This window comes from Streptomyces pactum (assembly GCF_016031615.1).
Taxonomy (GTDB): Bacteria; Actinomycetota; Actinomycetes; order Streptomycetales; family Streptomycetaceae; genus Streptomyces; species Streptomyces pactus.
In genome coordinates, this window is sequence record NZ_JACYXC010000001.1 from 5,658,524 (window position 1) to 5,684,652 (window position 26,129).

Sequence of the window (26,129 nt, forward strand, 5' to 3'; positions counted from 1 at the left end):
TCGGCCGTCTCAGGCCGTCTCGCCCGTCTCCGCCGCCTCTTCCGGCCCGGCTGCCTTTCCCGCTTTCCCTGCCCGGCTGCCTTTCCCGGCCCGGACGCCAGGCCCGTTTCGCGTCCCGACCGTCTCGTCCGTCCCCGCCACCGTGCCCGGGCCGGTCGGATCGCCTCGTCCCCGACCGCGGTGGCTCGCCGGGCGCCGGGTGCCGACGGCGCCGTGGGCGGGCGGTGGCGCTGTGACGAAACCCGTCCGGCCCTGGCGGCCTGGTAGGGAGCCGCCACGTCCGGTGCCGTCCGCGGGCGGCGGCACGGCTGCTCTCCCTCCCGGCGCCGGTCGCGGTGCGCCGCCCGCGTCGCCGGGGCCGGGCCAGGACGCGGGACGGCCCGTGCCGGCGGTCCGGGCACGCTGCCGGAGCCGCCCGCGCCCGCCGGGGCAGGGGTGTGCCACGAGGGCGAGCCTCGCCGAGAAGGGGCAGGGGCCGGCGGGTGGGCTACGGAGCGCGGAGGCGGAAGCCGCGCGGGGTCGGGTGGAACCCGGCCGTCTCCAGGGTGCGTCCCCAGGGTCCGGTCAGCGCGGGGGTGCCGTTGACGCGCTCCACCGTGACGGTGCCCAGCGCGCCGTGCCGTCCGGCGGCGGCCAGCGCCTCCACGGCGACCCGCAGCCGGGCGTCGTCGTCCGGGGACTCCGCCTCCGCCGGGCCGGACGGCCAGGCCAGCAGGGACTTTCCGCCCCGCTCGACGTACAGCGTCAGCTCGCCCTCGACGAGCACCACCAGCGACCCCGCCTTGCGCCCCGGCTTGTGGCCGGCCCCGGCCGGCGGCTCCGGCCAGGGCAGCGCCGCGCCGTAGGCGTTGGCCGGGTCGGCGGCGGCCAGGACCAGCGCCCGGCCGGCCGGCGGCGCCCCGAAGACGTCACCGCTGTCCGCGGCCAGGCCCGCCGCGCGGTCCCGGGCGCCGCTCACCGCGCGCAGCCGGTCCACCGCGCCGTCCATCGCGAACTGCGCCGCGCCGAGCCCCTCGACCACGTAACCGCGCCGGGCCTGCCCGGTGTCCTCGAACGCCGACAGCACCCGGTAGGCGGCCGAGAAGCCGCCCTCCACGCCCTCCGCCACCACCGTGCCGCGGGTGACGATGCCGTGCCGGTCGAGCAGCGTACGGGCCAGTGCGTGTGCCCGGTGGGTGGTGTCCGGCTCCCGCTCCGGCAGCATCGACCAGCGGCCGGCGACCGTCGGCGGGCCGCCCCGGGCCCCGCCCGGCCGACCCGCACGGGCGGTCAGGCCGCCGGTTCCGTAGCGGCCGCGGGGCACCGTGCGCCGGGCGCGGTGCGCGGTGGCCCCCGCGGTGCGGCCCGAGCCCAGCAGCGAGCGGAGCGGGGCCAGGGTGTCGTTGGTCAGCCGCCCGGACCAGCACAGCTCCCACACCACGTCGGCCAGCTCGGCGTCCGAGGACTCCGGGTGGGCGGCGCGCACCTGTTCGGCGATCTGCCGGAAGAACAGGCCGTACCCCCCGGACAGGGCGTCCAGGACCGCCAGGTGCAGCGGTCCCAGCTCCAGCGGGTGCGGCGCGGGCAGCAGCAGCGGCGCGGCGTCGGCGAGGTGGAGCGAGACCCAGCCGTCCTTGCCGGGCAGGGCGCCCGCGCCGGCCCACAGCACCTCGCCGCCGGCGGTGAGCTCGTCGAGCATGGTCGGGTTGTAGTCGGCGACCCGCGACGGCAGGACCAGCTTCTCCAGTGCGGACGCCGGCACCGGCGCGCCCTGCAACTGCTCGACGGCGCGCACCAGGCCGTCGATGCCGCGCAGCCCCGGAACCGCCGAGGGCGCCGCGCCCGTTCTGTCCCGGGGCTGCGGGTGGGGCGCCCCCACGTGCTGCCACTGCGGGAGGAAGGCGGCGAGCGCGGCGGGCGGCACCGGCTCCAGCTCCTCCCGCAGCGCGGCGAGCGACCTGCGGCGCAGCCGCCGCAGCACCGCCGCGTCACACCACTCCTGGCCGATGCCGGCCGGATGGAACTCGCCCTGCACCACCCGGCCCGACGCGGCGAGCCGCTGCAGCGCGCCCTCGGTGACGGCCGCGCCCAGGCCGAACCGTGCGGCGGCGGTGGCGGTGGTGAACGGGCCGTGGGTGCGGGCGAACCGGGCCAGCAGATCGCCCAGCGGGTCCTTGACCGGCTCGGTGAAGGCCTCCGGCACCCCCACCGGGAGCGCGGTGCCCAGCGCGTCCCGCAGCCGGCCGGCGTCCTCCACCGCCGCCCAGTGGTCCCGCCCGGCGATGCGGACCGGGATGGCGCGCCGGGCGGCGGCCAGCTCCCGCACCCACTCCGGCTCCGCGCCGCGCTCGGCCAGCTCCTCGCCGGTGAGCGGCCCGAGGATGCGCAGCAGGTCCGCCACGCTCTCGGCGTCCTTGGCGCGCCGGTCCTCGGTGCGCCACTGCAGCTCGCGCTCCAGCTCGGTCAGCACCTCCGCGTCGAGCAGCTCCCGCAGCTCGGCCTGGCCCAGCAGCTCGGCCAGCAGCCGGGAGTCCAGCGACAGGGCCGCGGCGCGCCGCTCGGCGAGCGGCGAGTCACCCTCGTACAGGAACTGCGCGACGTACCCGAAGAGCAGCGAGCGGGCGAACGGCGACGGCTCGGGGGTGGTGACCTCCACCAGCCGCACCCGCCGGGACTCGATGTCCCCCATCAGCTCGGTGAGCCCGGGGACGTCGAACACGTCCTGCAGGCACTCCCGGACCGCCTCCAGGACGATCGGGAACGACCCGAACTCGCTCGCCACCTGGAGGAGCTGGGCGGCGCGCTGCCGCTGCTGCCACAGCGGGGTCCGCTTGCCCGGGTTGCGCCGCGGCAGCAGCAGGGCGCGCGCCGCGCACTCCCGGAACCGGGCGGCGAACAGCGCCGAGCCGCCCACCTGGTCGGTGACGATCCGGTCGACCTCGCCCTTGTCGAAGACCACGTCGGCGGCGCCCACCGGCGACTGCTCGGCGTCGTACGCCGCTGCCGGGGCGGCCGGGTCGGCGTCGAGGAAGTCCAGGCCCATGGTGTCCGCGTCCGGCAGCCGCAGCACGATGCCGTCGTCGGCGTGCATCACCTGGGCGTCCAGTCCGTACCGCTCGGTCAGCCGGGCCCCCAGCGCGAGCGCCCACGGGGCGTGCACCTGCGCCCCGAAGGGGGAGTGCACCACCACCCGCCAGTCGCCCAGCTCGTCCCGGAACCGCTCCACCACGATCGTGCGGTCGTCCGGCACGTGCCCGCACGCCCGCCGCTGCTCGTCGAGGTAGCTCAATACGTTCCCGGCGGCCCAGTCGTCCAGGCCCGCCGCGGCCAGCCGCTCCCGCGCCGCCTCCGGCCCCATCCCGCCGACCTCGCGGAGGAAGGCGCCCAGCGCCCGGCCCAGCTCCAGCGGGCGCCCCAGCTGGTCGCCCTTCCAGAACGGCAGCCGCCCGGGCACCCCGGGGGCGGGGGAGACCAGGACCCGGTCCCGGGTGATGTCCTCGATGCGCCAGGAGGTGGTACCGAGGGTGAAGACGTCCCCCACCCGCGACTCGTACACCATCTCCTCGTCCAGCTCGCCGACCCGGCCGCCGCCCTTGCGCGGGTCGGAACCGGCGAGGAAGACCCCGAACAGACCCCGGTCCGGGATGGTGCCGCCGGAGGTGACCGCCAGCCGCTGGGCCCCCGGCCGGCCGGTGACGGTGCCGGCCACCCGGTCCCAGACCACCCGCGGACGCAGCTCCGCGAACGCGTCGGAGGGGTAGCGGCCGGCGAGCATGTCCAGGACCGCGGTGAACGCCGACTCCGGCAGCGAGGCGAACGGCGCCGCCCGTCGCACCAGCGCCAGCAGCTCCGCCACGTCCCAGGTGTCCAGCGCCGTCATGGCGACAACCTGCTGGGCCAGCACGTCGAGCGGGTTGGCCGGCACCCGTAGCGACTCGATGGCGCCCTGCCGCATCCGCTCGGTGACCACCGCGGCCTGCACCAGGTCACCGCGGTACTTGGGGAAGACCACCCCGGTGGAGACCGCGCCCACCTGGTGGCCGGCCCGCCCCACCCGCTGCAGCCCGGAGGCCACCGACGGCGGCGACTCCACCTGCACCACCAGGTCCACCGCGCCCATGTCGATGCCCAGCTCCAGGCTGGAGGTGGCCACCACGGCCGGCAGCCGCCCGGCCTTCAGGTCCTCCTCCACCTGCGCCCGCTGCTCCTTGGAGACCGAGCCGTGGTGGGCGCGGGCGAGCAGCGGCGGCGCGCCCGTGGCGGCACCGGAGCCGCCCATCAGCTCCGCCGGGGAGTGGTCCTCGGGGACCGCGGTGCCGGTGGCCCGCTCGTAGGCGATCTCGTTGAGCCGGTTGCACAGCCGCTCGGCCAGCCGGCGGGAGTTGGCGAAGACGATGGTCGAGCGGTGCGCGGTCACCAGATCGGCGATCCGCTCCTCCACCTGCGGCCAGATCGACGGCCGCTCCCCGGTGTCACCGTCCTGGACCGGGGAGGAACCCAGCTCGCCGAGGTCCTCCACCGGGACCACCACCGACAGGTCGAACTCCTTGCCGGAGGGCGGCTGGACCACCTCCACCCTGCGCCGCGGGTAGAGGAACCGGGCCACCTCGTCCACCGGCCGCACGGTCGCGGACAACCCGATGCGGCGCGCCGGACGGGCCAGCAGGTGGTCCAGCCGCTCCAGGGACAGCGCCAGGTGCGCGCCGCGCTTGGTGCCGGCGACGGCGTGCACCTCGTCGAGGATCACCGTCTCCACCCCGGTGAGCGCCTCCCGGGCGGAGGAGGTGAGCATCAGGAACAGCGACTCCGGGGTGGTGATGAGGATGTCCGGCGGGCGGGTGGCGATCGCGCGCCGCTCGGCCGCGGAGGTGTCCCCCGACCGGATGCCGACCCGCACCTCGGGCTCCGGCAGCCCCAGCCGCAACGCCTCGTGGCGGATGCCGGTCAGTGGACTGCGCAGGTTCCGCTCCACGTCCACCGCCAGCGCCTTCAGCGGGGAGACGTACAGCACCCGGCACCGCTTCCGCGCCTCGGCCGGCGGCGGGGTACTCGCCAGCCGGTCCAGCGCGGCGAGGAAGGCGGCGAGTGTCTTGCCCGAGCCGGTCGGGGCGACCACCAGCACGTCCGAGCCCTCCGCGATGGCCCGCCAGGCCCCCTCCTGCGCGGCGGTGGGCGCGCGGAACGCCCCGGTGAACCATCCGCGGGTCGCCGGGGAGAAGCTGTCGAGCGCTGTCCTCGCCATGCCCCCCATCGTGCACCGCCCCACCGACAACGGCCCGGACCCGCAGGTCAGGGCGGTGCGTGCGGATGGAGAATGAGGGCATGGCGAGCGGAGAGAGCGCACGGCACTGGGCCCACCCGGAGCTGCCCGGGGTCGATCTGCTGCGCGCCCGCTACATCCGCAAGTCGTTCACCCCGCACACCCACGACGCCTTCGCGCTGGCCGCCATCACCCGGGGCGTCGAGGAGTTCCGGCACCGCACCGACATCGAACGGGTCGGCCCCGGCGGGGTGGCCCTGATCAACCCCGACGTGCCGCACACCGGGTACGCCGGCGTCCCGGAGGGCTGGACGTACCGGGTCCTGTACCCCAGCCCGGAGCTGGTCGCGGCGATCGCCGCGGAGAGCGGGGCGGTCCGCGGCACCCCCGCCTTCCGCGAGGTGGTGGTCGAGTCCGACCCGTACAGCCACCGCCTGCTCACCGAGGTGCACCGGGCCGCCGAGGAGGGCAACGCGCTGGCCGCCGACAGCCTGCTGCGGATCGCCGTCGCCCGTCTGCTGCGCCGCTACGGGACGCCACTGGCCGCGCGCCCGGCGCCCGGCGCGGGCGCGCGTATCGCCCTGCGCGCCCGCGCGGTGCTCCAGGAGCGGATGGCCGACCCGCCGTCGCTGGAGAAGCTCGCCGCCGAACTGGGCACCGGTCCCTTCGCCCTGCTGCGTGCCTTCCGCGCCACCTTCGGCATGCCGCCGCACACCTGGCTCACCGACGCCCGGGTGCGGCGGGCCCGGGAGCTGCTGGAGGCCGGGACCGCGCCCGCCGTGGTGGCCGCCCAGGTCGGGTTCACCGACCAGCCCCACCTGAACCGGCACTTCACCCGGATCGTGGGCGTACCTCCCGGGGCCTACCAGCGGGAGCGCGCAAGAACGTACAAGACCGCCCCCGGGACGCCCGCCTAGCCTCCGGGACGTGGCAGAACCAGCAGACATATCCACCGACGGGGCCGGCCGCGGTCGCGACGCCGGTCGGGGTGCCGGTCGGAGTGCCGGCCACGGGACCGCGACCGCGCCCGGCCCGGGCGGCACCGACGGTTTCCCCACCGGCCCCACCAGGCCATCCGGCTCCTCCCGTTCCACGGGCTCCACGGGCTCTTCTGGTCCCACCGGTGGCGGTGGCCCCACGGGCCGCACCGGCCCCGCCGGTGACGGGCTCCCCACGGACCGCACGGGCACCACAGGGCCCACGGGCACCACAGGACCTACCGGAGCCGACGGCCACGCGAGGCCGGACCGGGCGGTGGTCCGGGACGCGCTCGGCGTCGGCGTCGCGGTCGGGCTCTCCGGCTTCGCCTTCGGCGTGACCGCGGCCGGCGCCGGGCTCGACGTCCTCCAGACCGCGGCCCTCAGCTTCTTCGTGTTCACCGGTGCCTCGCAGTTCGCGCTGGTCGGTGCGCTCGCGGCCGGCGGGAACCCGCTGACCGCCGCCGCCGGGGCGTTCTTCCTCGGCGTCCGCAACGCCTTCTACGGGCTCCGGCTCTCCGGCCTCCTCCAACTGCCCCGGTCACTGCGGCCGCTGGCCGCCCACGGGGTGATCGACGAGTCCGCCGCCGTCGCCCTCGCCCAGCCCGACCGGCGCTCGGCGCGGCTGGGCTTCGCGGTCACGGCGGTGAGCGTCTTCGTCCTGTGGAACCTGACCACCGTCATCGGGGCGCTCGGTGCCTCCGCACTCGGCGACACCGACGCCTGGGGGCTGGACGCCGCCGGGCCCGCGGTCTTCCTGGCGCTGCTGGCGCCGAAGCTGACGACCACCACCGAGCGGGCCGTGGCGGGGCTGGGCGTCCTGCTGGTGCTGGCCTGCGTCCCGGTGCTGCCGACCGGGGTCCCGGTCCTGGTGGCGGCGCTCGCCGCACCCGCGGTGCTCGTCGCGGAGCGGTCCGCCGGCCGGCGGGCGACCCGGACGGGGCCCGCGGGGGCCGCCGGGACCGAGGCGCCCGGTCGGGCGGAGGGGACCGGAGGAACCGGACGTGCCGGAGCGGCCGGCGGGTCGGGCCGGACCGCCGGGGCGGAAGTGGCCACCGGGGCGGAAGCGGTCACCGGGGCGGAGGAGACCACACCGGCCGCCGGTCCCGGGACCGCTCCCGCGACCGGTGCGGCCGGTGCCGGGGAGCCCGCGCCGGGGCCCGGCGGGAAGAGGCCCGGACACCGGAACGAGGACGGGTACGAAGACGAGGACGAGGAGGGGGCGCGGTGAGCGTCTGGACCGCCATCGCGGCGACCGCGGTCGGCTGCTACCTGGTGAAGCTGCTGGGCCTGTCGGTGCCGGCCGGGGTCCTGGAGCGTCCCCTGGTCAAGCGGCTCGCCGCACTGGTCCCGGTCGCCCTGCTGGCGGCGCTCACCGCCCAGCAGACCTTCGCCGCGGGACAGAGCCTGCGTCTCGACGCCGGCGCGGCGGGGCTCGCCGCGGCGGCGCTCGCCCTGCTGCTGCGCGCCCCGTTCCTGGTGGTGGTGACGGCCGCGGTGGCCGTCACCGCGGTGGTCAGGGCACTGACCGGCTGACCGGCGCACCGGCCGGCGGCCCGACCGGGGCCGGTGTGCGGACCGACCCGCGCGGCCAGCGGCCGTCCGGCGGGCCCCCGCGGTCCGCCTGTCGGCCGGCCGGCGCATGATGCCGGGCGGCCGGGACCGGCCGGTTTGCCGCGGCAGGTCCGGTCACGGCGCCCGGGCCGCGGCGTTCCGGCGTAACCCGCCGGGCGCGGGTGGGGCCGGTCAGCCGGCCCGGCCGTGCGCCCGCAGCGTCAGCAGCGCCTCGACCGTGGCCAGCGCCCGCCACCCCGGGCCGCTGCACGGCGCCCAGGCGTGCCGGCGGGCCGGCCAGCCGCCGTCCGCTTCCTGGGCCGCCGCGAGGTGGTCCAGCGACCGCTTCATCTCCGCGTCGGTGAACCAGCGGCGGGCCAGCGACCCGGGCTCGCGCGCCACGTCGTGCGGGAAGTGGCGCGCACCGGGGGCGTACCCCTCCGCGACCGGGTGCGCCGCCGCCCGGTCCGGGTCCAGCACCAGCAGCCGCTGCTCCCGGACCCACCGGCCCAGCCGCTCCGCCAGCGCCTCCGCCCGGGGGCGGTCCGGAGCACCGTCCAGGAACGCGACGGCCGCCACGACCTCGTCGGGATGGGCCCGGGCCCCCTCCGCCAGCGCCTCGACCGCCGCCCAGCAGAAATCGGTGGCCCGGAACAGCCAGGCGTGCCACACCCCGTTGCGGTGCAGCAGCCCCACCACGGGTCCGGTGCTCAGCAGCTCGCTCGGCGGATGGTCGCGCACCGGCGGCCAGGGGGCGGCCGGATAGCCGCGCTGCGCCGGCAGCAGCGCGGGCAGCGCGCCGTCCGGGCGGGCGACCGCGGTCAGGAAGCGGCAGATCCGCTCCGCCCGCGGGCCGCCGCAGCGGTCGATCTCGTCCAGCACCCGCAGCGCGAGCGCGGTGGCGAGGGGCTGGCTGACCGGGCCGCGCCGGTCCGGCTCCAGCCCGTACCCGTACCCGCCGTCGTCCCGCTCGTACGCCGCCAGCGCCGTCTCCACGGCCTCCACCCGGCCGCCCAGGAAGTGGTACGCGAAGCGGTGCTGCTCCAGGACGCGTGCGGTGAGCCAGATGAACCGCTCGGCGCGGGCGAGCGGGGTGGCGGCAGCTGTCTGGGAACGGTCCATCCTCCGACGGTAGGGCCCGCCACCCGCGCCGGACGGGCGCACCGGCGCGGCTGCACCCGCAGGGGCGGGATACTGGGCACATGCGGTTGACGGACTTCTGGCAGCGGATGGCGGACCACTTCGGTGAGGCGTACGCCGACTCCTTCGCGCGCGATCATGTGATGGCCGAACTCGGTGGCCGGACCGTCCACCAGGCGCTGGACGCCGGCTGGGAGGCCAAGGACGTGTGGCGCGGGGTGTGCCGGGCCGTGGACGTCCCGCACGACAGACGCTGACCTGCGCCCGGTGCCGCCTCCGTGGCGGCGGCGCGGCGCGACCGCCCGCCGGACGCGGCCCGCGCCCGGCGGACAGGCGCGGCGCCCGGCCGTGCGGACGAGGACCGGGCCGGGCCTCCCGTGCCCGGCCGTACGGACGCGGGACCGGCCGATGACAGCGGTACGCACGGGCGGGCCGTCCGGACGAGGCGCCCGACTGGGCGGACGAATCCCGGCCGCACGGACGCCCCCCGGTCGCACCGCCCCCGTCACCGGGTCGTCGCCGGTACGGCCGGGCCGGTCGTACCGCCGCGGGGGCGGGCCGGTGACGGCCGGCCCCCGGCGGCTCCAGGGGCGGGACGGCCGGAACAACCTGTGGATGGCCGGAACCACCCGTCCCGGTAGGCCACACTGGGCGGGTGGCAACGACAGAACAGACGCCTCCGCTCGACGACGACCGCCCCCGGCCCCCGGCGCGGCCCGCCGCCCCGATGCCGCGCTGGCTGCCCCGTGCCATGGTGCTGGCGCTTGCGCTGGTGGCCTGTTTCCAGCTTGCCACCTGGGCGTTCGACCAGCTCACGGGGCTGCTGCTCAACATCCTGATCGCGTTCTTCCTGGCCCTGGCGATCGAGCCGGCGGTGGACCGGATGGCCGCCCGCGGCATCCGCCGGGGCGTCGCCACCGGGCTGGTGTTCCTCGGCATCCTCGTCTTCGTGGCCGGCTTCTTCACGCTGCTCGGGTCGATGCTGGCGGACCAGATCGTGAAGATGGTCGAGGACTTCCCCGACTACCTCGACAAGCTGATCAACTGGAGCAACCAGACGTTCCACACCGAGCTGTCCCGGGTGGAGATACAGGACAGCCTGCTCCACTCCGAGGTGCTGCAGCGGTACGCCCAGGACAGCGCGGACAACGTGCTGGACGTCTCCGCGGCCGTGCTCGGCGGCCTGTTCCAGGTGCTGACGGTGACCCTGTTCGCCTTCTACTTCGCCGCGGACGGCCCCCGGCTGCGGCGCGGCCTGTGCTCGGTGCTGCCGCCGCACCGGCAGGCCGAGGTACTGCGGGCCTGGGAGATCGCGGTGGCCAAGACCGGCGGCTACCTCTACTCGCGCGGGCTGATGGCGCTGATCTCCGGGATCGCGCACTACATCCTGCTGGAGATCCTGGGGGTGCCCTACGCGCCCGCGCTGGCCGTCTGGGTGGGGCTGATCTCCCAGTTCATCCCGACCATCGGCACCTACCTGGCGGGCGCCCTGCCGATGCTCATCGCCTTCACCGTCGATCCCTGGTACGCGGTGTGGGTGCTCGGCTTCGTGGTGATCTACCAGCAGTTCGAGAACTACCTGCTGCAACCGCGGATCACCGCGAAGACGGTGGACATCCACCCGGCGGTGGCGTTCGGTTCGGTGATCGCGGGCACCGCGCTGCTCGGCGCGATCGGCGCGCTGATCGCGATCCCGGCGACGGCGACGCTGCAGGCGTTCCTCGGCGCGTACGTCAAGCGGTACGACGTGACCGACGACCCGCGGGTACAGGGGCGGCGGTCCCGGCGGGAGCCCGGGGTGTCGGCCCTGGGGCGGGTCCGGGAGGCGCTGGCCCGTCGCGGCTGACCCCCGCCCGGGGCACGCGAGCGTCCGTCTGCCGCCGCCGGCCCGGGCGCGGCCGTGGCCGCCGGCGAGGCCGGGCCGGTACCCCTGCGGCCGGGTGGTGGGGCCGGGTGTCCCGGTGCCCGGGCCGGTGCCGCGGTGGCCGGGTGCAGGGGGTGGCCGGCCCACCGGGCCGGTTGACACCAAAATCGAACATCTATTCTTATGGTCGTCCGGCCGGAAGTCCGACACGGTTTTCCACCGAGGTTTTCCACAGGCCGGCCGCCGTCCGGGCGCGTTGTCAGTGGCAGGCGTTAGCGTCGTGGACGTGAAGCGATCGACTCAAGCAAACCGGGTGGAACCCATGGCAGGAACCGACCGCGAGAAGGCGCTCGACGCCGCGCTCGCGCAGATTGAACGGCAATTCGGCAAGGGCGCCGTGATGCGGATGGGCGAGCGGCCGAACGAGCCGATCGAGGTCATCCCCACCGGCTCGACCGCCCTCGACGTGGCCCTGGGCGTCGGCGGTCTGCCGCGCGGCCGGGTGGTCGAGGTGTACGGGCCGGAGTCCTCCGGCAAGACCACGCTGACCCTGCACGCCGTGGCCAACGCCCAGCGGGCCGGCGGCACCGTGGCCTTCGTCGACGCCGAGCACGCGCTCGACCCGGACTACGCCCAGAAGCTGGGGGTGGACACCGACTCGCTGATCCTCTCCCAGCCGGACAACGGCGAGCAGGCGCTGGAGATCACGGACATGCTGATCCGCTCCGGCGCGCTGGACCTGATCGTCATCGACTCGGTGGCCGCGCTGGTGCCGCGTGCCGAGATCGAGGGCGAGATGGGCGACTCGCACGTCGGCCTCCAGGCCCGGCTGATGAGCCAGGCGCTGCGGAAGATCACCGGTGCGCTCAACCAGTCCAAGACCACCGCGATCTTCATCAACCAGCTCCGCGAGAAGGTCGGCGTGATGTTCGGCTCGCCGGAGACCACGACCGGTGGCCGCGCGCTGAAGTTCTACGCCTCGGTACGGCTGGACATCCGCCGCATCGAGACCCTCAAGGACGGCACCGAGGCGGTCGGCAACCGCACCCGCGTCAAGGTCGTCAAGAACAAGGTCGCCCCGCCGTTCAAGCAGGCCGAGTTCGACATCCTCTACGGCCAGGGCATCAGCCGTGAGGGCGGCCTGATCGACATGGGTGTGGAGCACGGCTTCATCCGCAAGTCGGGCGCCTGGTACACCTACGAGGGCGACCAGCTGGGCCAGGGCAAGGAGAACGCCCGGAACTTCCTCAAGGACAACCCGGACCTGGCCAACGAGATCGAGAAGAAGATCAAGGAGAAGCTCGGCATCGGCGTCAAGGCCGCCGACCCCGCGGGCGAGCCCGGAGCCGACGCGGCGACCACCGCCGACCCGGCCGCCGCGCCCGTGAAGGCCGCACCGGCCACCGCGGTGAAGGCCGGGGCGAAGACGGCCAAGGCCACCGCGGCCAAGAGCTGACCCATGACGCGGCGAACCGACTGGCCCGATCCGCCGGACCACCCGGCCGGCGGCGCGGGCACGGACGGAGGGGAGACCCGCCGGGCCTTCGGGGCAGGGGGCCGGGACCGCCGATCCCCGGGCGCGCCCGGTGCCGGTGACGGCGGCGCGGCGGGGGAGCAGCCGCGCAGCCCCGAGGAGCAGGCCCGGGCGATCTGCCTGCGGCTGCTGACCGGGACCCCGCGCACCCGGCAGCAGCTCGCGGACGCGCTGCGGAAGCGGGGCATCCCCGACGAGGTGGCCCAGGAGGTCCTCGCCCGGTTCGAGGACGTGGGCCTGATCGACGACGCGGCGTTCGCCGGGGCCTGGGTGGAGTCCCGGCACCACAGCCGGGGCCTGGCCCGCCGCGCACTCGCCCGGGAGCTGCGCACCAAGGGCGTGGACTCCGCCGTGATTGACGACGCCGTGGGCCGGCTCGACGCGGAGCAGGAGGAGCACACCGCCCGGCAGCTGGTGGAGCGCAAGCTCGCGAGCACCCGGGGCCTCGACCCCGACAAGCGGCTCCGGCGCCTGGCCGGAATGCTCGCCCGCAAGGGGTACCCGGAAGGGTTGGCGCTGCGCGTGGTGCGGCGCGCACTGGAGGAAGAGGGGGAGGACACCGCCCTCCTCGACCACCACCTCCCCGAGGACTGACCACCGGCCCGCACCGCGCCCCTCCGGCCCGCGCCGGCCTCCTCGCTCATGGCCCTCATGGCGCGGCGTCCCCTCGGCCGACGGCGGCCGCGGGGCGCGGACGGGGGTGATCCGGGCCGTGCGGCGCAGGCCGGGAGTTGTCCCCGTACGGGCGGCGCGGGGAAGGCAGACGGCCCGCGTCGGGGGCATGCGGCGGGGGACCTGGCGGTACGGGTCGGGGCGGTGCAGGGGAGACCCGGGGGCGAACCGCGAGGAGCTGCCGGGGACCGGGTCGCACAGGGGGAAGACAGGCGGTACGGGTCCGGGCCCTACGGCACCGGGGTGGTCAGGGACGTACCGGGAGGCCGGCCGCGCGCCATGCCTGGAAGCCGCCCACCAGGTCCGTCGCCCGACGCAGCCCGAGGCGGCGCAGGGACACCGCGGCGAGGCTCGACGCGTACCCCTCGTTGCAGATCACCACCACCGGCAGGTCGTGTCCGGTGGCCTCGGGCAGCCGGTGGTCGCAGAGCGGATCGAGGCGCCACTCCAGTTCGTTGCGCTCCACGATCAGCGCGCCGGGGATGGTGCCGTCCCGGTCCCGCAGTGCCGCGTACCGGATGTCCACCAGGATCCCGCCGGAGGCCCGGAGCGGGGCGGCCTCGGCGGGGGTCACCCGGTCCAGCTCGGCGCGGGCCTCGGCGAGGAGTTCGTCGACGGTGCGGTACGTCATGCCCACTCCTCCGGACGTTCGACCTGCTCCAGACGGAGCAGCGGCCCGGACCGGCTGTAGCGGCGCATCAGCGGCAGGGGCGGGAAGTAGGCGTGCACCGACACCGCGTGCCGGTCGGCCGATGTGTTGAGCACCTGGTGGACGTGGTGCGACCCGAAGGCCCGGCCGCGTCCCGGGGCGAGCCGGCGTTCGCGGTCCACGCCGTCGGCCAGCTCCAGCGTCTTCCAGCCCTCGGTCGGGAGCTGGACGGCGAGGGACTGTTCGACGAGTTCGCCCGCGGCGGTCACGAACGCGCCGTGCGAGCCGCCGTGGTCGTGCCAGCCCGTACCGGTGCCCGGTGGCCAGCCGATCAGCCATGCCTCGCTGCCCCCGGGCCCGTCCAGCCGCAGCCAGGTGCGGCCCTCCGGATCGAGGGGGAGCGCGGAGACCAGAGCGGTGTCGGCGGCGACCCGCCGGGCGAAGGCGAGCAGTTCCGCGGAGCCGGGCGCGCCCGGGGCGGCCGGGGCCGTATCGGCGGCCGGATCCGGTGCCGTGGAACCGGCCGCGTACCGGAACGGGGGGGACGGCCGGCCGGCCGGGGTGTGACAGGGGCGGGAGGAGTGGCGGAAGCGGGGGTGCGCGTGCGCGGCAGGGGCGGGAGGCCGGGCAGGGGTGGGCTGCCCGGCGGAGACGGGCGAAGCGGGTGACACGGAAGACACGGGAACCGTCCTGGGTGATCGCGGAGAGGCGCGGCAGTCAGGGCCGCGCGGTGGGAATCGATCAGCAGGACGGGCGACACACGCAGCCCGCGTAGCGGAGCAGGTCCACGTGGACCCTCCGCCAGAAGCGCGGCAGCCGGGTGTCGGTCACGCTCCGCAGTGAATCATGGGCCGGAATCCACGGTCAACCGGGGCATCGGCGGCCGTGAGGGCGGATGGGGGTCGCGGGGGCACCCGGTCGGTACGCGGTCCGGGCACCGTACGCCGTCGGCCCCGCCGGTGTGACGCCGCACCCGCTCCGGCCCCCGGCCCGCTCGTGGCCCGGCCCCGCACCCTGCCCACCGCACCCCCCGTCCGGGTCCGGCCCACCGCCCTCCCGTCCGGGCCACCGCCTGCCGTCCGGCCCCGCCCCCTGCCCACCGCTGCCGTTCGGCCCACCGCATCCCCCGTCCGGGTCCGGGCCACTGGACCCCCGTCCACCGCCCTCCCGCCCGGGCCACCGCACCCCCGCCCAGGTCCGGCGCACCGCACCCCCGGTCGGGCTCGCGCCGTCATCACCGGGGCGGCATCACCGCGATCCGGGGCCGGTGGCGCGGCCGGTCAGTGGCCCGCCGTGGTGGGGGAGTCCTGCGCCGTGCCGGACGGGGCCTTCCGCAGCGCCTTCCGGGGTGTCTCCTCGTCGGCGGTCCGGGCGCCGGAGGCCGTGGCGCCGCCGCGCAGCGCGTCCGCGCAGGCGTACAGCTCGGCGGGCCGGACCCCGGACATCGCCGCGGCCAGGTGGCCGTCCGGGCGCACCAGCAGCACGGTGTGCGCCGCCGCACCCGGGTACTCCTCGGCGACCAGCAGTTCCGCGGCCAGCGGCAGCGCCGCGATGGCGGCGGAGAGCCGCGGCATCAGCCCCGCGCGGAGCCAGTGCCGGCGGTCCCACACCCCGGTGCCCGGGGCCACCAGCACCACCAGCGGGTCCCCGCCGAGCCGGTCGCGCAGGCCGGCGGTGGTCCCGTCCGGAGTGGTCACCGGGACGTCGGCCACCGGTTCGCCGAGTGCGGTGGCCACCGTGACACAGCCGCTGGGCGCGGTGGCGGGGGCCAGCGGAGACCGGGGGTACGCGGGCGGTGCGCCCAGCGGACCGCGGCCGAGGTGGCTGTCGGTGAGCAGCGCGTCGTGGCCGCGGGCCGCTCCGGGCAGCACGGTGCGCCGCACCGTGGACCAGCCGCCGGAGGCCCGTACCAGCGGCAGTGCCCGGTCCGCGGCGCGCAGCCGGGCGCCCACCGCGCCGCGCCGCTCGGTCTGGTAGCTGTCGAGCAGCACGTCCGCGCCGGTGGCGCCCTCGTGCCAGGCGAGCGCCAGTTTCCAGGTGAGGTTGGCCACGTCCCGCAGCCCTTCGTCCAGCCCCTGGGTCCCCAGCGCGCCGAGCAGGTGGGCCGCGTCCCCGGCGAGGAACGCCCGGCCGGCCCGCCAGCGCCTGGCGAGCCGGTGGTGGACGGTGTACACCCCGGTGTCCAGGAGCTGGTAGGGCGGGGCCGGGTCGCCGCACCAGCCGGTCAGGGTGTCCTCGACCCGGGCCAGCAGCGCCTCGGGGGTGACCAGGTCCCGGCCGGGCGGCAGCAGCCAGTCCAGCCGCCACACGCCGCCGGGCAGCGGACGGGCCGTCACCTCGTCGTCGGCGTCCCGCCACGGCGGCATGCGGTGCAGCAGCGCCTCGCCGGGCCGGGGGAGTTCGGTGCGGAGCGCGGCGACGGCGTGCCGCTCCACCGCGGTGCGGCCGGGGAAACGGATGCCCAGGAGTTTGCGGACGGTGGAGCGGGGACCGTCGCAGCCGACCAGGTAGCTGCCGCGCCACCAGGTGCCCGCCGGGCCCCGGGTGTGCACCGAGACGCCCGCCGCGTCCTGCTCCAGGGTGTCCACCCGGCTGCCGGGCGCGAGGGTGACCAGGCCCGATCCCGCCATGTGGGCGAGGAGGGCGCGCAGCGTCCGGGTCAGGTCGTGCTGCACCAGGTGCACCGGAGCCGCCGTCCCGGTCTCCGCGCCCGCGGGACGCCCGGGGCCGGCCGCCATGCCGGGCCCGTACCCGGCCGGGGCGCCGAGTGGGACCTCCTGGACCACGCCGCGCCGCCGCACGGTCCGCCAGCCCGTCCACCGTTCGTGGCCCAGCGCCTCCGCGCAGCCCAGCCGGGTCACCAGCGCCGCCGTGTCCGGCCGCAGCACCGCGGTCCTGGCCGGGCGGCGCTCGTCCACGCCGGTGCCCTCGTCCAGCACCACCACCGGCACGCCGCGACGGGCCAGCGCCAGGGCCAGGGAGAGGCCGACCGGCCCCGCCCCGGCGATGATCACCGGATCCACGGCGCGGCTCCCGCGGGGTCGGTGCGGACGCCACGGCACACGGCGGTGGCGCCGCGCCCGCTGCTGAGGGGGGCGGTGGGGCGGCTGGCGGAGATGGCCCGGGTCGTGATCACACAGCGTATGCAACCCACTGCGGGCGTTCACGTCAAGCGAGGAAAGCGGGCGGAAACGGCACGGGCGGCGGCGTGTCCGCCGCCGCCCGCCGCTCACGGAGGGTACTGCCGGTCACACGGCCCGGCCGCCGGCCTGGTCGGTCAGCTTCACCAGGTCGTCCGCCGGGTCGCCGGCGGCCTTGGGCGGGACCACGCCGCCGCTCCTGCGGCCGCGCCGCAGCCGGCCCTCCAGCCAGCCGGCGAAGGAGGTGAGCGCGGTGTTCACCACCACGTAGACCAGCGCGACCACGACCAGCGCGGCGATGGTGTTGGCGTAGAAGGAGTCGATCAGCGAGATCTGGGTGAACAGCTCCTCGAAGCCCAGCAGCGCGCCGCCCAGCGCGGTGTCCTTCACGATGACGACCAGCTGGCTGACGAGCGCCGGCAGCATCACGGTCACCGCCTGCGGCAGCAGCACCGAGACCATGATCTGGCCCTTGCGCATGCCGATCGCCTGCGCGGCGTCGTTCTGGCCGCGGGGCAGCGAGAGGATGCCCGCCCGGACCACCTCGGCGATGACCGACGCGTTGTACAGCACCAGGCCGGTCACCACGGCGATCAGCGGGCGCACCTCCGACTCGACGGTGGTGAACTCCGAGTACGCCTGGTTGGCGAAGAGCATCAGCATCAGCACCGGGATGGCGCGGAAGAACTCCACCACCACACCGGCCGGGACCCGCACCCACCGGTGGTCGGACAGGCGCGCGATGCCCAGCGCGGCGCCCAGCGGCAGTGCGATCAGGATGGCCAGCAGGGCGGCCTTGAGGGTCTCGCCCAGGCCCGGGAGGAGGTACTCGGTCCAGACCCGGCCATCGGTGACGAACGGCTTCCACTTGTCGCCGTCCAGCTGGTGCTTCTCCGCCATGGTGTCCAGCACCCACCAGGCGGCGAGGGCGAGGGCGACCACGAACAGGACGGTGTAGAGGTGGTTGCGCCGCCGGGCCCGCGGGCCGGGGGCGTCGTAGAGAACGGAGAGGTTGTTGCTCATCGCTTCACCGCCACACGCTTGCTGAGCCAGCCGAGCAGCAGGCCGGTCGGGAGGGTCAGGACGACGAAACCGAAGGCGAAGACCGAGAACACCAGGAAGATGGCGTCACTCTCGTTCTCGATCATGTCCTTCATCAGCGTCGCGGCCTCGGCCACCCCGATGGCCGCGGCCACCGTGGTGTTCTTGGTGAGGGCGATCAGCACGTTGGCCAGCGGCGCCACCACCGCGCGGAACGCCTGCGGCAGGACCACCAGGGTCAGCACCTGACGGAAGTTCAGGCCCAGTGCCCGGGCCGCCTCGGCCTGCCCGACGGGGACGGTGTTGATGCCCGACCGCAGCGCCTCGCAGACGAACGAGGCGGTGTACGCCGCCAGGGCCAGGACCGCCAGCTGGAAGTTGATGTCGTCGAGCGTGCCGCCGAGGAGCGATATGCCCAGCGTCTGGTACAGCCCCAGGGAGGCGAAGACGATGACGATGGTCAGCGGAGTGTTCCGCACGATGTTCACGTACGCGGTGCCGAAGGCCCGCATGACCGGGACCGGGCTGACCCGCATGGCGGCGAGGAGGGTTCCCCAGATCAGGGAGCCGATGGCCGAGAACACGGTGAGCTTCACCGTGACCCAGAAGGCCGCCAGCAGGTCGTACCCTTCAAGAAAATCGAACACGTTCTACCGCGCTCTCCCCAGGTTCGGATGGTAGGGGCGCGCCGCCCGGAGGGGGCGGCGCGCCGGCGTGCCGATCAGCCCTTCTCGGTGATCTGCGGAGCGGGCTCGTTCTTGTAGTTCGCCGGGCCGAAGTTGTCCTTGACGGCCTTGTCCCAGGCGCCCTCGTCGATCATCTTCTGCAGCGCCTTGTTGATCTTGGTCTGCAGGTCCTTGTCGCCCTTCTTGATGCCGATGCCGTAGTTCTCGTCGCTCAGCTGGAGGCCGGCGAGCTTGAACTTCCCCTTGTGCTTGTCCTGTGCGGCGTAGCCCGCGAGGATCGAGTCATCGGTGGTCAGCGCGTCCAGGTTCTTGTTCTCCAGGCCGGTCAGGCACTGCGAGTACTGGTTGTAGCGCTGCAGCTCCGCGTCGGGCGCGAAGTCCTTCTTGACGTTCTGGGCGGACGTGGAGCCGGTGACCGAGCACAGCTTCTTGGAGTTGATGTCCTTGACGTCCTTGATGGAGTTGTCGTCCGCGCGGATCAGCAGATCCTGGTGGGCCAGCAGGTACGGCCCCGCGAAGCTGACCTTCTCCTTGCGCTCGGGGGTGATCGAGTAGGTGGCGACGATGAGCTTCACGTCGCCGCGCGAGAGCATGTTCTCGCGCTCGGCGCTGGGCGCCTGCTTCCACTCGATGTCCTTCTCGTCGTAACCGAGTTCCTTGGCGACGTACTTGGCGACATCGACGTCGAAGCCCTGGTACTTGCCGTCCGGCGTCTTCAGGCCCAGACCCGGCTGGTCGAACTTGATGCCGATCTTGATCTTGTCGTCGTCGCCGGAGCCGCAGGCGGTGGCGGTGAGGGACAGGGAGAGCACGGCGGCGGCCGCGGCGGCCGTCCTGCGGAACTTCATGGTGTACATCCTTTGGCTTCGTCGAGTCGTCGAGTGGTGGACCTTCGAGCCGTCGGCCCGGTGCGTCGTCGGAACGGTGCGGCACCGCCGGGGCGCCGGCCCGCCCCGGGCGGTGACCGCTCCCGCGGTGCCGGCTGGGGTGCGTCCGCGCGGCGGGGGTTCCCGCCGCGGGCTCACCGGCCGGCACCGCTCGGGGTGCGGGTCAGTGGTGCAGGATCTTGGACAGGAAGTCCTTGGCGCGGTCGCTGCGCGGGTTGCTGAAGAACTGCTCCGGCGCGGCCTCTTCGACGATGCGGCCGTCCGCCATGAAGACGACCCGGTTGGCGGCGGAGCGGGCGAAGCCCATCTCGTGCGTGACGACGACCATCGTCATGCCGTCCTGGGCGAGCTGCCGCATCACGTCGAGCACCTCGTTGATCATCTCCGGGTCGAGCGCGGAGGTCGGCTCGTCGAAGAGCATCACCTTCGGCTCCATGGCCAGCGCGCGGGCGATGGCCACCCGCTGCTGCTGACCGCCCGACAGCTGCGCCGGGTACTTGTCGGCCTGGGTGCCGACGCCGACCCGGTCCAGCAGCGCGCGGGCCTTCTCCTCGGCGGCCTTCTTCTCCGTCCTGCGCACCTTGATCTGGCCCAGAGTGACGTTCTCCAGCACCGTCTTGTGCGCGAAGAGGTTGAACGACTGGAAGACCATGCCGACGTCGGCGCGGAGCCTGGCCAGCTCCTTGCCCTCATCGGGCAGCGGGTTCCCGTCGATGGTGATCGACCCGGAGTCGATCGTCTCCAGCCGGTTGATCGTGCGGCACAGGGTCGATTTGCCCGAACCCGAGGGTCCGATGACGACGACGACCTCACCCCGGGATATGGACAGGTTGATGTCCTGGAGCACGTGCAGCGCGCCGAAGTGTTTGTTGACTCCTGACAGCGCGACCAGTTCGCCCGCCGCCGTCGCGGCGTCCTTGGTCACCGATACTTCGCTCATCGGCGTCTCGCTCCATCCTCCTCGGTTGGGAGGACCTTAGTGACGGGGTGCGACCAGCGTCATTACATCTGAGCGGAAATTGAGCATAACGATCCGGCCGCAAACCGACACTCTGCGTGAACAGGACGCGGAATGTTCCGTACCGGCTGGGTAACGGAACCCGCGCACGTCACGATGCGTCTTGACGTGCACCCCGCCCATCGGAGTGGATTCCCTGGGGCACCGGCCGGCCGCCGTACCGCTTCCGGCCCGGGCCGGCCCCGCGACGACCCCACCGTGCGACACCCGACAAAGGACAGGAGAGGGCGATGAGGCTGCTGCTCGTCGAGGACGACAACCACGTCGCCGCCGCCCTGTCGGCCGTGCTCGCGCGGCACGGCTTCGACGTCACCCACGCGCGCGGCGGCGAGGAGGCGCTCCAGGCGCTGCTCCCCGGCCGGACGCCGTTCGGCGTCATCCTGCTCGACCTCGGCCTGCCGGACCGGGACGGCTTCGAGGTCTGCGGCCGCATCCGCCGGCTCACCGCCACCCCGGTGATCATGGTGACCGCGCGCGCCGACGTCCGGTCCCGCATCCACGGCCTCAACCTCGGCGCCGACGACTACGTGGTCAAGCCCTACGACCCCATGGAACTCCTCGCCCGCATCCACGCGGTGAGCCGCCGCACCGTCCCCGCCGAGACCACCGGTCCCGCCGACGACACCCCGGCCGACGGTCCCCGGCCGCCGCTGCGCCTGGGTCCGCTCACCATCGAACTCCCCACCCGGCAGGTCGCGGTGGGCGGTTCCACCGTCCCGCTGACCCGCAAGGAGTTCGACCTGCTCGCCCTGCTCGCCCAGCGTCCCGGCGTGGTCTTCCGCCGGGAACAGATCATCAGCGAGGTGTGGCGGACCAGCTGGGAGGGGACCGGGCGCACCCTGGAGGTGCACATCGCCTCGCTCCGCTCCAAGCTGCGGATGCCCGCGCTGATCGAGACGGTACGGGGGGTCGGCTACCGGCTCGTCCCGCCGCCCGTCCGCTGACGGCACCCGGCCCACCCGTGCGCGCCCGACTCCTCCCGCTGCTCATCGTGCTCATGGCCAGCGTGCTGCTGGCCCTCGGCTTCCCGCTCGCCGCCAGCCTCGCCGCGCGCGAGCAGCAGCGGGTGATCGTGGACCGGATCGACGACACCGCGCGGTTCGCCGCGCTCGCCCAGTCGGTGACCTCCGGCCCGGGGACGGACATCGCCGATGACGCCACGGCCGCCGAGGAGGAGCGCCGGCTGGCCACGCTCCGCGACGACCTCACCCGCTACCACGAGGTGTACGGCATCAAGGCCGGTGTCTTCCAGCGCACCGGCACCCCGCTGGCCCAGGCTCCGGTGGGCTGGCAGCCGCCCGGCGACGGCGAGGGCGGCCGGGCCTTCGCCGAGGCGCTCGCCGGCCGCCGCAGCCACGACCCCGGCCAGGTGTGGCCCTGGCAGCGGCACACCCTCACCGTCGCCTCGCCGGTGATCCGCGACGGGGACGTGGTGTACGTGGTGGTCACCGAGTCGCCCACCGGACCGATGCGCTCCCGCATCCTGCACGGCTGGCTGCTGATCGCCGGCGGCGAGGCGGCGGCGATGCTGCTGGCCGTGGCCGCCGCCATCCGGCTCACCGGCTGGGTGCTGCGCCCCATCCGCATCCTGGACGCCGCCGCCCACGGCATCGCCACCGGCAAGATGAACTCCCGGGTCGCCGCCGCCTCCGGACCGCCCGAACTCCGCCGCCTGGCCCGCTCGTTCAACGAGATGGCCGACAACGTCGAGGAAGTCCTGGAGCAGCAGCGGGCGTTCGTCGCCGACGCCTCCCACCAGCTGCGCAACCCGCTCTCCGCGCTGCTGCTGCGGATCGAGCTGCTCGCCCTGGACCTCCCCGACGGCCACGCGGAGATCGCCTCGGTACGCGCCGAGGGCCGGCGCCTGGCCCGGGTCCTGGACGACCTGCTCGACCTGGCGCTGGCCGAGCACTCGGCGAGCCGGCCGGTCCTCACCGACATCGCCGAACTCGCCACCGACCGGGTGGGCGCCTGGCTGCCGCTGGCGGAGAGCGAGGGGGTCCGGCTGTCCTGCGCCGGCCCGGCCGCGGCCGCCGGCTGGGCCGACCCGGTGGCTCTCTCCAGCGCCCTGGACGCGGTGATCGACAACGCGCTGAAGTTCACCCCCGAGGGGCAGGCGGTCGAGGTCCTGGTGGCGGTCCCCCCGGACGCCGGCACGGTCACCGTCACCGTCGCCGACGGCGGCCCCGGACTCACCGAGGACGAACTCGCCCGGATCGGCGACCGCTTCTGGCGCAGCAACCGTCACCAGAACGTCTCCGGCTCCGGGCTGGGGCTGTCCATCTCCCGCGCGCTGCTGGCGGCCGGCGGGGCCACCCTCTCTTTCGCCCCCAACCGGCCCACCGGCCTGCGGGTGACCATCACCGTCCCGCGCCACCCCGAGGGGCCGGACCAGGGCTGAGGCGCCACCCGCCGGGTGCCGGGCCGCGCCCGGTACCGGCCCGGCGCGGCCCCCCGGCCGTCCCACGAATACCGGCTCCCACGGATACCGGCCGTCCCACGGATACCGGCGGCCCGGTCCGGCCACGGGGCGCCGGGCACCTGCCGGCCGGGCGCCTGCCGCCGGGCCCTCCGTCGTCGGGCCGTCCGTCGCCGGCTGCCGGGCCGGCCGTCGGTGTCCCCGCGGGCGCCGTCGGCGCGCGGCGCCTACGGCTTGACCGACCGGTAGTAGCGCGCCGCGCCCTCGTGCAGCGGCAGCGGATCGGTGAAGACCGCCGTCCGCAGGTCCACCTTCTGCGCCGCGTGCACCTCCTCGCCGATCCGGTCCCGGCTGCGGATCACCGTGCGGGTGATCGCCTCGGTCAGCTCGGCGTCCGCGTCCTCGGTCGTCACCAGCAGGTTCGCCACCGCGATCGTCTTGATCGCCTCGCCCCGCTGGACCCACGGGTAGGCGTCCGGGGGCATCACCGCGGCCCGGTAGTAGCGGGTGCGCTCACCCTGCCTGTGCAGCGGACCGGCGAGATCGCTCAGCGGCACCAGCCGCACCGGTACGTTCCGGACCAGGTCCTGCAGCGCCTTCGTGGGCAGGCCGCCGGACCAGAAGAACGCGTCCAGCTCGCCCTCCCGCATCAGCCGCGTCATCCGGTCGATGCCCACCCGCTGGGCCCGGATGTCGGTGTCCAGGTCCAGCCCGGCGGCGGTGAGCAGCCGCCGGGAGATCAGTTGGACGCCCGACCGGTCCTCGCCGACGCCCACCCGCCGCCCGGCCAGGTCCGCCGCCGACCGCACCGGCGAGCCCTGCGGGACCACCAGCTGCACGTAGTCGTCGTACAGCCGCGCGCAGGCCCGCAGCCGCTCCGCCCCCTTCCCGCCGTCGGCGGCGTAGGAGGCGGCCGCGTCGGCGGTGGCGATGGCGAACGACGCCTTCCCAGCGGCCACCCGGTGCAGGTTGTCCACCGAGCCCTGGCTGTGCAGCAGCTCCACCTCCACCTCCGGCAGGTCCCGGCGCAGATCGGCCCGGAGCAGGGTGCCGTACCTCTCGTACACCCCGGTGGGCACGCCGGTGGAGAGCACCACCCGCCCCCGCGGCGTGCTGTCCGAGCCGACCGGCAGCAGCCACCACAACAGCGTCACCAGCGCCACGGCCGCCGCCACGGACGACAGCAGACGGCGGCGGCGCGGGGAGGCGGAACCGACGGACATGCCCTGGATCCTGCCAGCTTTCCGGCCGGGGAGGGAGGGCCGGGCGGCGGCCGGACGCGAGCGCCGGCGCTCACCGGCGGTGCGCGGCGCCACCGGGCGGTGACGCGCGCACGCCCCCCACGCGGCGCACCGGTCCGCCCGCGGGCCCCGCCGGCTGCCCGCGGGCCCCCGCCGCCGGACGGCACCCGGCGGTCCGTCCGGTGTGCGGCCCCGGTGCCCGCGCACCCGGGACCTCCGCCGGCGGCGCGCCCGGCGGAGGGGCGGCACGGCCCCGCGCCGGACGGTGATCACCGGCCGCTCCCGCGGCGGGAGGTGTCCCCCGGACGCCCTACTCTTGAACCATGACCAGCAGCAGCGACCGGAGCCCCGACGTGGACGTTCACACCCCCAAGAGCTACGAGATCCGCACCTACGGGTGCCAGATGAACGTCCACGACTCCGAGCGGCTGTCGGGTCTGCTGGAGGACGCCGGCTACGTGCGCGCGCCCCGGGGCACCGCCGAGGGCGAGGCCGACATCATCGTCTTCAACACCTGCGCGGTGCGGGAGAACGCCGACAACCGGCTCTACGGCAACCTCGGCCGGCTGGCCCCGATCAAGGCCCGGCGGCCGGGGATGCAGATCGCCGTCGGAGGCTGCCTGGCACAGAAGGACCGCGACACCATCGTCAAGCGCGCCCCGTGGGTGGACGTGGTGTTCGGCACGCACAACATCGGCAAGCTGCCGGTGCTGCTGGAGCGCGCCCGGATCCAGGAAGCGGCACAGGTGGAGATCGCCGAGTCGCTGGAGGCGTTCCCCTCCACGCTCCCCACCCGCCGCGAGTCCGCCTACGCCGCGTGGGTCTCCATCTCCGTCGGCTGCAACAACACCTGCACCTTCTGCATCGTCCCGGCGCTGCGCGGCAAGGAGAAGGACCGCCGGCCCGGGGACATCCTCGCCGAGGTGGAGGCGCTGGTCGCCGAGGGCGTCACCGAGATCACCCTGCTCGGCCAGAACGTCAACGCCTACGGTTCCGACATCGGCGACCGGGAGGCGTTCTCCAAGCTGCTGCGCGCCTGCGGCCGGATCGAGGGGCTGGAGCGGGTGCGCTTCACCTCGCCGCACCCCCGCGACTTCACCGATGACGTGATCGCCGCCATGGCGGAGACCCCCAACGTGATGCCGCAGCTCCACATGCCGCTGCAGTCCGGCTCCGACACCGTGCTCAAGGCGATGCGCCGCTCCTACCGCCAGGAGCGCTACCTGGGCATCATCGAGAAGGTCCGCGCCGCGATCCCGCACGCCGCCATCTCCACCGACATCATCGTGGGCTTCCCCGGCGAGACCGAGGAGGACTTCGAACAGACCCTGCACGTGGTGCGCGAGGCCCGGTTCGCCCAGGCGTTCACCTTCCAGTACTCCAAGCGGCCCGGCACGCCGGCAGCCGAGATGGACGGCCAGGTGCCCAAGGAGGTCGTGCAGGGGCGGTACGAGCGGCTGGTGGCCCTCCAGGAGGAGATCTCCTGGGCCGAGAACAAGAAGCAGGTCGGCCGCACGCTGGAGGTGATGGTCGCCGAGGGCGAGGGCCGCAAGGACGACGCCACCCGGCGGCTGTCCGGCCGCGCCCCGGACAACCGGCTGGTCCACTTCACCCGCCCCGCCGAGCCGGTCCGCCCCGGTGACGTGGCGACGGTGGAGGTCACCTACGCGGCCCCGCACCACCTGCTGGCCGAGGGACCGGTCCGGGCCGTGCGGCGAACCCGCGCCGGGGACGCCTGGGAGCGGCGGAACGCCGCCCCGCAGCAGAAGCCGCAGGGCGTGATGCTGGGGCTGCCCACCGTCGGCGCACCGGCCGCGGTCCCGGCACCGGCCGCCGGCTGCGGCTGCGACTGACCCGACCGGGCCCGGTGCGGCACCTCACGGACGGGGACCCGCGACGGACGTGCCGCCGGACGACGGCGGTGCCGTGCGACGGGGGTGCTGTGCGACGGCGGTGCCAACGACGGGGGTGCTGTGCGACGGGGGTGCCGGACGACGGGCGGGCCCGGAGCGGGCCCGGTGGACCGGTCGCCCCGCGGCCGGGGTGACCGGTACGGCCGGTACCGCCC

At 75.2% G+C, this 26,129-nt stretch carries 20 protein-coding genes and 1 pseudogene; 10 read left to right on the forward strand and 11 right to left on the reverse strand.

The annotated features are described in order from the left end of the window. Positions 1 to 487: 487 nt before the first annotated feature. Positions 488 to 5,221 carry an ATP-dependent helicase gene (locus IHE55_RS22245; protein ID WP_197990629.1) on the reverse strand — a complete coding sequence of 1,578 codons (4,734 nt, stop codon included), beginning with the start codon at positions 5,219 to 5,221 and terminating at the stop codon, positions 488 to 490. Positions 5,222 to 5,301: 80 nt separating this feature from the next. On the opposite strand from IHE55_RS22245, the gene IHE55_RS22250 reads away from it, so the two are divergent. The 3 genes and pseudogenes from IHE55_RS22250 to IHE55_RS22260 all read left to right on the forward strand — a co-directional run bounded on the left by IHE55_RS22250 (position 5,302) and on the right by IHE55_RS22260 (position 7,752). Continuing rightward, positions 5,302 to 6,156, forward strand: a complete 855-nt coding sequence (locus tag IHE55_RS22250; RefSeq protein ID WP_197990630.1) for an AraC family transcriptional regulator — start codon at positions 5,302 to 5,304, stop codon at positions 6,154 to 6,156. A gap of 337 nt (positions 6,157 to 6,493) precedes the next feature. After that, a pseudogene (locus IHE55_RS22255) lies at positions 6,494 to 7,180 on the forward strand (AzlC family ABC transporter permease); the annotation flags it as partial. Positions 7,181 to 7,443: 263 nt separating this feature from the next. After that, the gene (locus IHE55_RS22260; RefSeq protein ID WP_197990631.1) at positions 7,444 to 7,752 is read left to right on the forward strand and encodes an AzlD domain-containing protein; all 309 of its coding nucleotides are present in this window, start codon (positions 7,444 to 7,446) and stop codon (positions 7,750 to 7,752) included. Between the two features lie 210 nt (positions 7,753 to 7,962). Here IHE55_RS22260 and IHE55_RS22265 read toward each other — a convergent pair whose 3' ends face one another. After that, positions 7,963 to 8,892 carry a hypothetical protein gene (locus IHE55_RS22265; RefSeq protein WP_197990632.1) on the reverse strand — a complete coding sequence of 310 codons (930 nt, stop codon included), beginning with the start codon at positions 8,890 to 8,892 and terminating at the stop codon, positions 7,963 to 7,965. An 80-nt stretch (positions 8,893 to 8,972) separates the two neighbouring features. On the opposite strand from IHE55_RS22265, the gene IHE55_RS22270 reads away from it, so the two are divergent. The 4 genes from IHE55_RS22270 (at position 8,973) to recX (ending at position 12,902) form a co-directional block, all read left to right on the forward strand. After that, positions 8,973 to 9,167: a DUF3046 domain-containing protein gene (locus tag IHE55_RS22270; protein ID WP_197990633.1), complete on the forward strand. Its 195-nt coding sequence runs from the start codon at positions 8,973 to 8,975 to the stop codon at positions 9,165 to 9,167. 398 nt (positions 9,168 to 9,565) lie between these two features. Beyond that, entirely contained in the window at positions 9,566 to 10,756 is a 1,191-nt protein-coding gene (locus tag IHE55_RS22275) for an AI-2E family transporter (protein WP_307826777.1), read from the forward strand. 340 nt (positions 10,757 to 11,096) lie between these two features. Continuing rightward, entirely contained in the window at positions 11,097 to 12,230 is a 1,134-nt protein-coding gene (recA, locus tag IHE55_RS22280) for a recombinase RecA (RefSeq protein WP_197990634.1), read from the forward strand. 3 nt (positions 12,231 to 12,233) lie between these two features. Further along, positions 12,234 to 12,902, forward strand: a complete 669-nt coding sequence (gene recX / locus IHE55_RS22285; RefSeq protein WP_197990635.1) for a recombination regulator RecX — start codon at positions 12,234 to 12,236, stop codon at positions 12,900 to 12,902. Positions 12,903 to 13,227: 325 nt separating this feature from the next. Here the strand turns inward: recX and IHE55_RS22290 are convergent, their stop codons facing one another. From IHE55_RS22290 to IHE55_RS22320, 8 genes are all read right to left on the reverse strand, one after another. Continuing rightward, a complete protein-coding gene (locus tag IHE55_RS22290; protein WP_197990636.1) occupies positions 13,228 to 13,611 on the reverse strand; it encodes a rhodanese-like domain-containing protein in 384 nt (127 codons plus the stop codon). Then, positions 13,608 to 14,309, reverse strand: a complete 702-nt coding sequence (locus IHE55_RS22295) for a cupin domain-containing protein (protein ID WP_372442713.1) — start codon at positions 14,307 to 14,309, stop codon at positions 13,608 to 13,610. The genes IHE55_RS22290 and IHE55_RS22295 overlap by 4 nt, the downstream gene beginning before the upstream one ends. Before the next feature lie 61 nt (positions 14,310 to 14,370). Then, positions 14,371 to 14,460: a putative leader peptide gene (locus IHE55_RS33245; RefSeq protein ID WP_372442714.1), complete on the reverse strand. Its 90-nt coding sequence runs from the start codon at positions 14,458 to 14,460 to the stop codon at positions 14,371 to 14,373. A gap of 449 nt (positions 14,461 to 14,909) precedes the next feature. Beyond that, complete coding sequence (locus IHE55_RS22300) at positions 14,910 to 16,652, reverse strand: FAD-dependent monooxygenase (protein WP_197990637.1); 1,743 nt, start codon at positions 16,650 to 16,652, stop codon at positions 14,910 to 14,912. Positions 16,653 to 16,877: 225 nt separating this feature from the next. Further along, on the reverse strand, positions 16,878 to 17,792 hold the full coding sequence (locus tag IHE55_RS22305) for an amino acid ABC transporter permease (protein ID WP_197990638.1): 915 nt from the start codon (positions 17,790 to 17,792) through the stop codon (positions 16,878 to 16,880). Then, complete coding sequence (locus tag IHE55_RS22310) at positions 17,789 to 18,457, reverse strand: amino acid ABC transporter permease (RefSeq protein ID WP_197990639.1); 669 nt, start codon at positions 18,455 to 18,457, stop codon at positions 17,789 to 17,791. Before IHE55_RS22310 ends, IHE55_RS22305 begins: the two co-directional genes overlap by 4 nt. 74 nt (positions 18,458 to 18,531) lie before the next feature. Next, entirely contained in the window at positions 18,532 to 19,344 is an 813-nt protein-coding gene (locus IHE55_RS22315) for a glutamate ABC transporter substrate-binding protein (protein ID WP_197990640.1), read from the reverse strand. A gap of 202 nt (positions 19,345 to 19,546) precedes the next feature. After that, positions 19,547 to 20,323: an amino acid ABC transporter ATP-binding protein gene (locus tag IHE55_RS22320; protein ID WP_197990641.1), complete on the reverse strand. Its 777-nt coding sequence runs from the start codon at positions 20,321 to 20,323 to the stop codon at positions 19,547 to 19,549. A 308-nt stretch (positions 20,324 to 20,631) separates the two neighbouring features. Between IHE55_RS22320 and IHE55_RS22325 the strand changes: the two genes are divergently transcribed. After that, positions 20,632 to 21,345 (forward strand): response regulator transcription factor, encoded by a 714-nt coding sequence (locus IHE55_RS22325; protein ID WP_197990642.1) that lies wholly within the window; start codon positions 20,632 to 20,634, stop codon positions 21,343 to 21,345. A gap of 17 nt (positions 21,346 to 21,362) precedes the next feature. After that, positions 21,363 to 22,802 carry a sensor histidine kinase gene (locus tag IHE55_RS22330; RefSeq protein ID WP_197990643.1) on the forward strand — a complete coding sequence of 480 codons (1,440 nt, stop codon included), beginning with the start codon at positions 21,363 to 21,365 and terminating at the stop codon, positions 22,800 to 22,802. Between the two features lie 245 nt (positions 22,803 to 23,047). On the opposite strand, the gene IHE55_RS22335 is transcribed toward IHE55_RS22330, so the two are convergent. Further along, positions 23,048 to 24,043 (reverse strand): TAXI family TRAP transporter solute-binding subunit, encoded by a 996-nt coding sequence (locus IHE55_RS22335; protein ID WP_197990644.1) that lies wholly within the window; start codon positions 24,041 to 24,043, stop codon positions 23,048 to 23,050. 341 nt (positions 24,044 to 24,384) lie between these two features. Between IHE55_RS22335 and miaB the strand changes: the two genes are divergently transcribed. Further along, the gene (gene miaB, locus IHE55_RS22340) at positions 24,385 to 25,914 is read left to right on the forward strand and encodes a tRNA (N6-isopentenyl adenosine(37)-C2)-methylthiotransferase MiaB (protein ID WP_197990645.1); all 1,530 of its coding nucleotides are present in this window, start codon (positions 24,385 to 24,387) and stop codon (positions 25,912 to 25,914) included. The last annotated feature ends 215 nt before the right edge of the window (positions 25,915 to 26,129 follow it).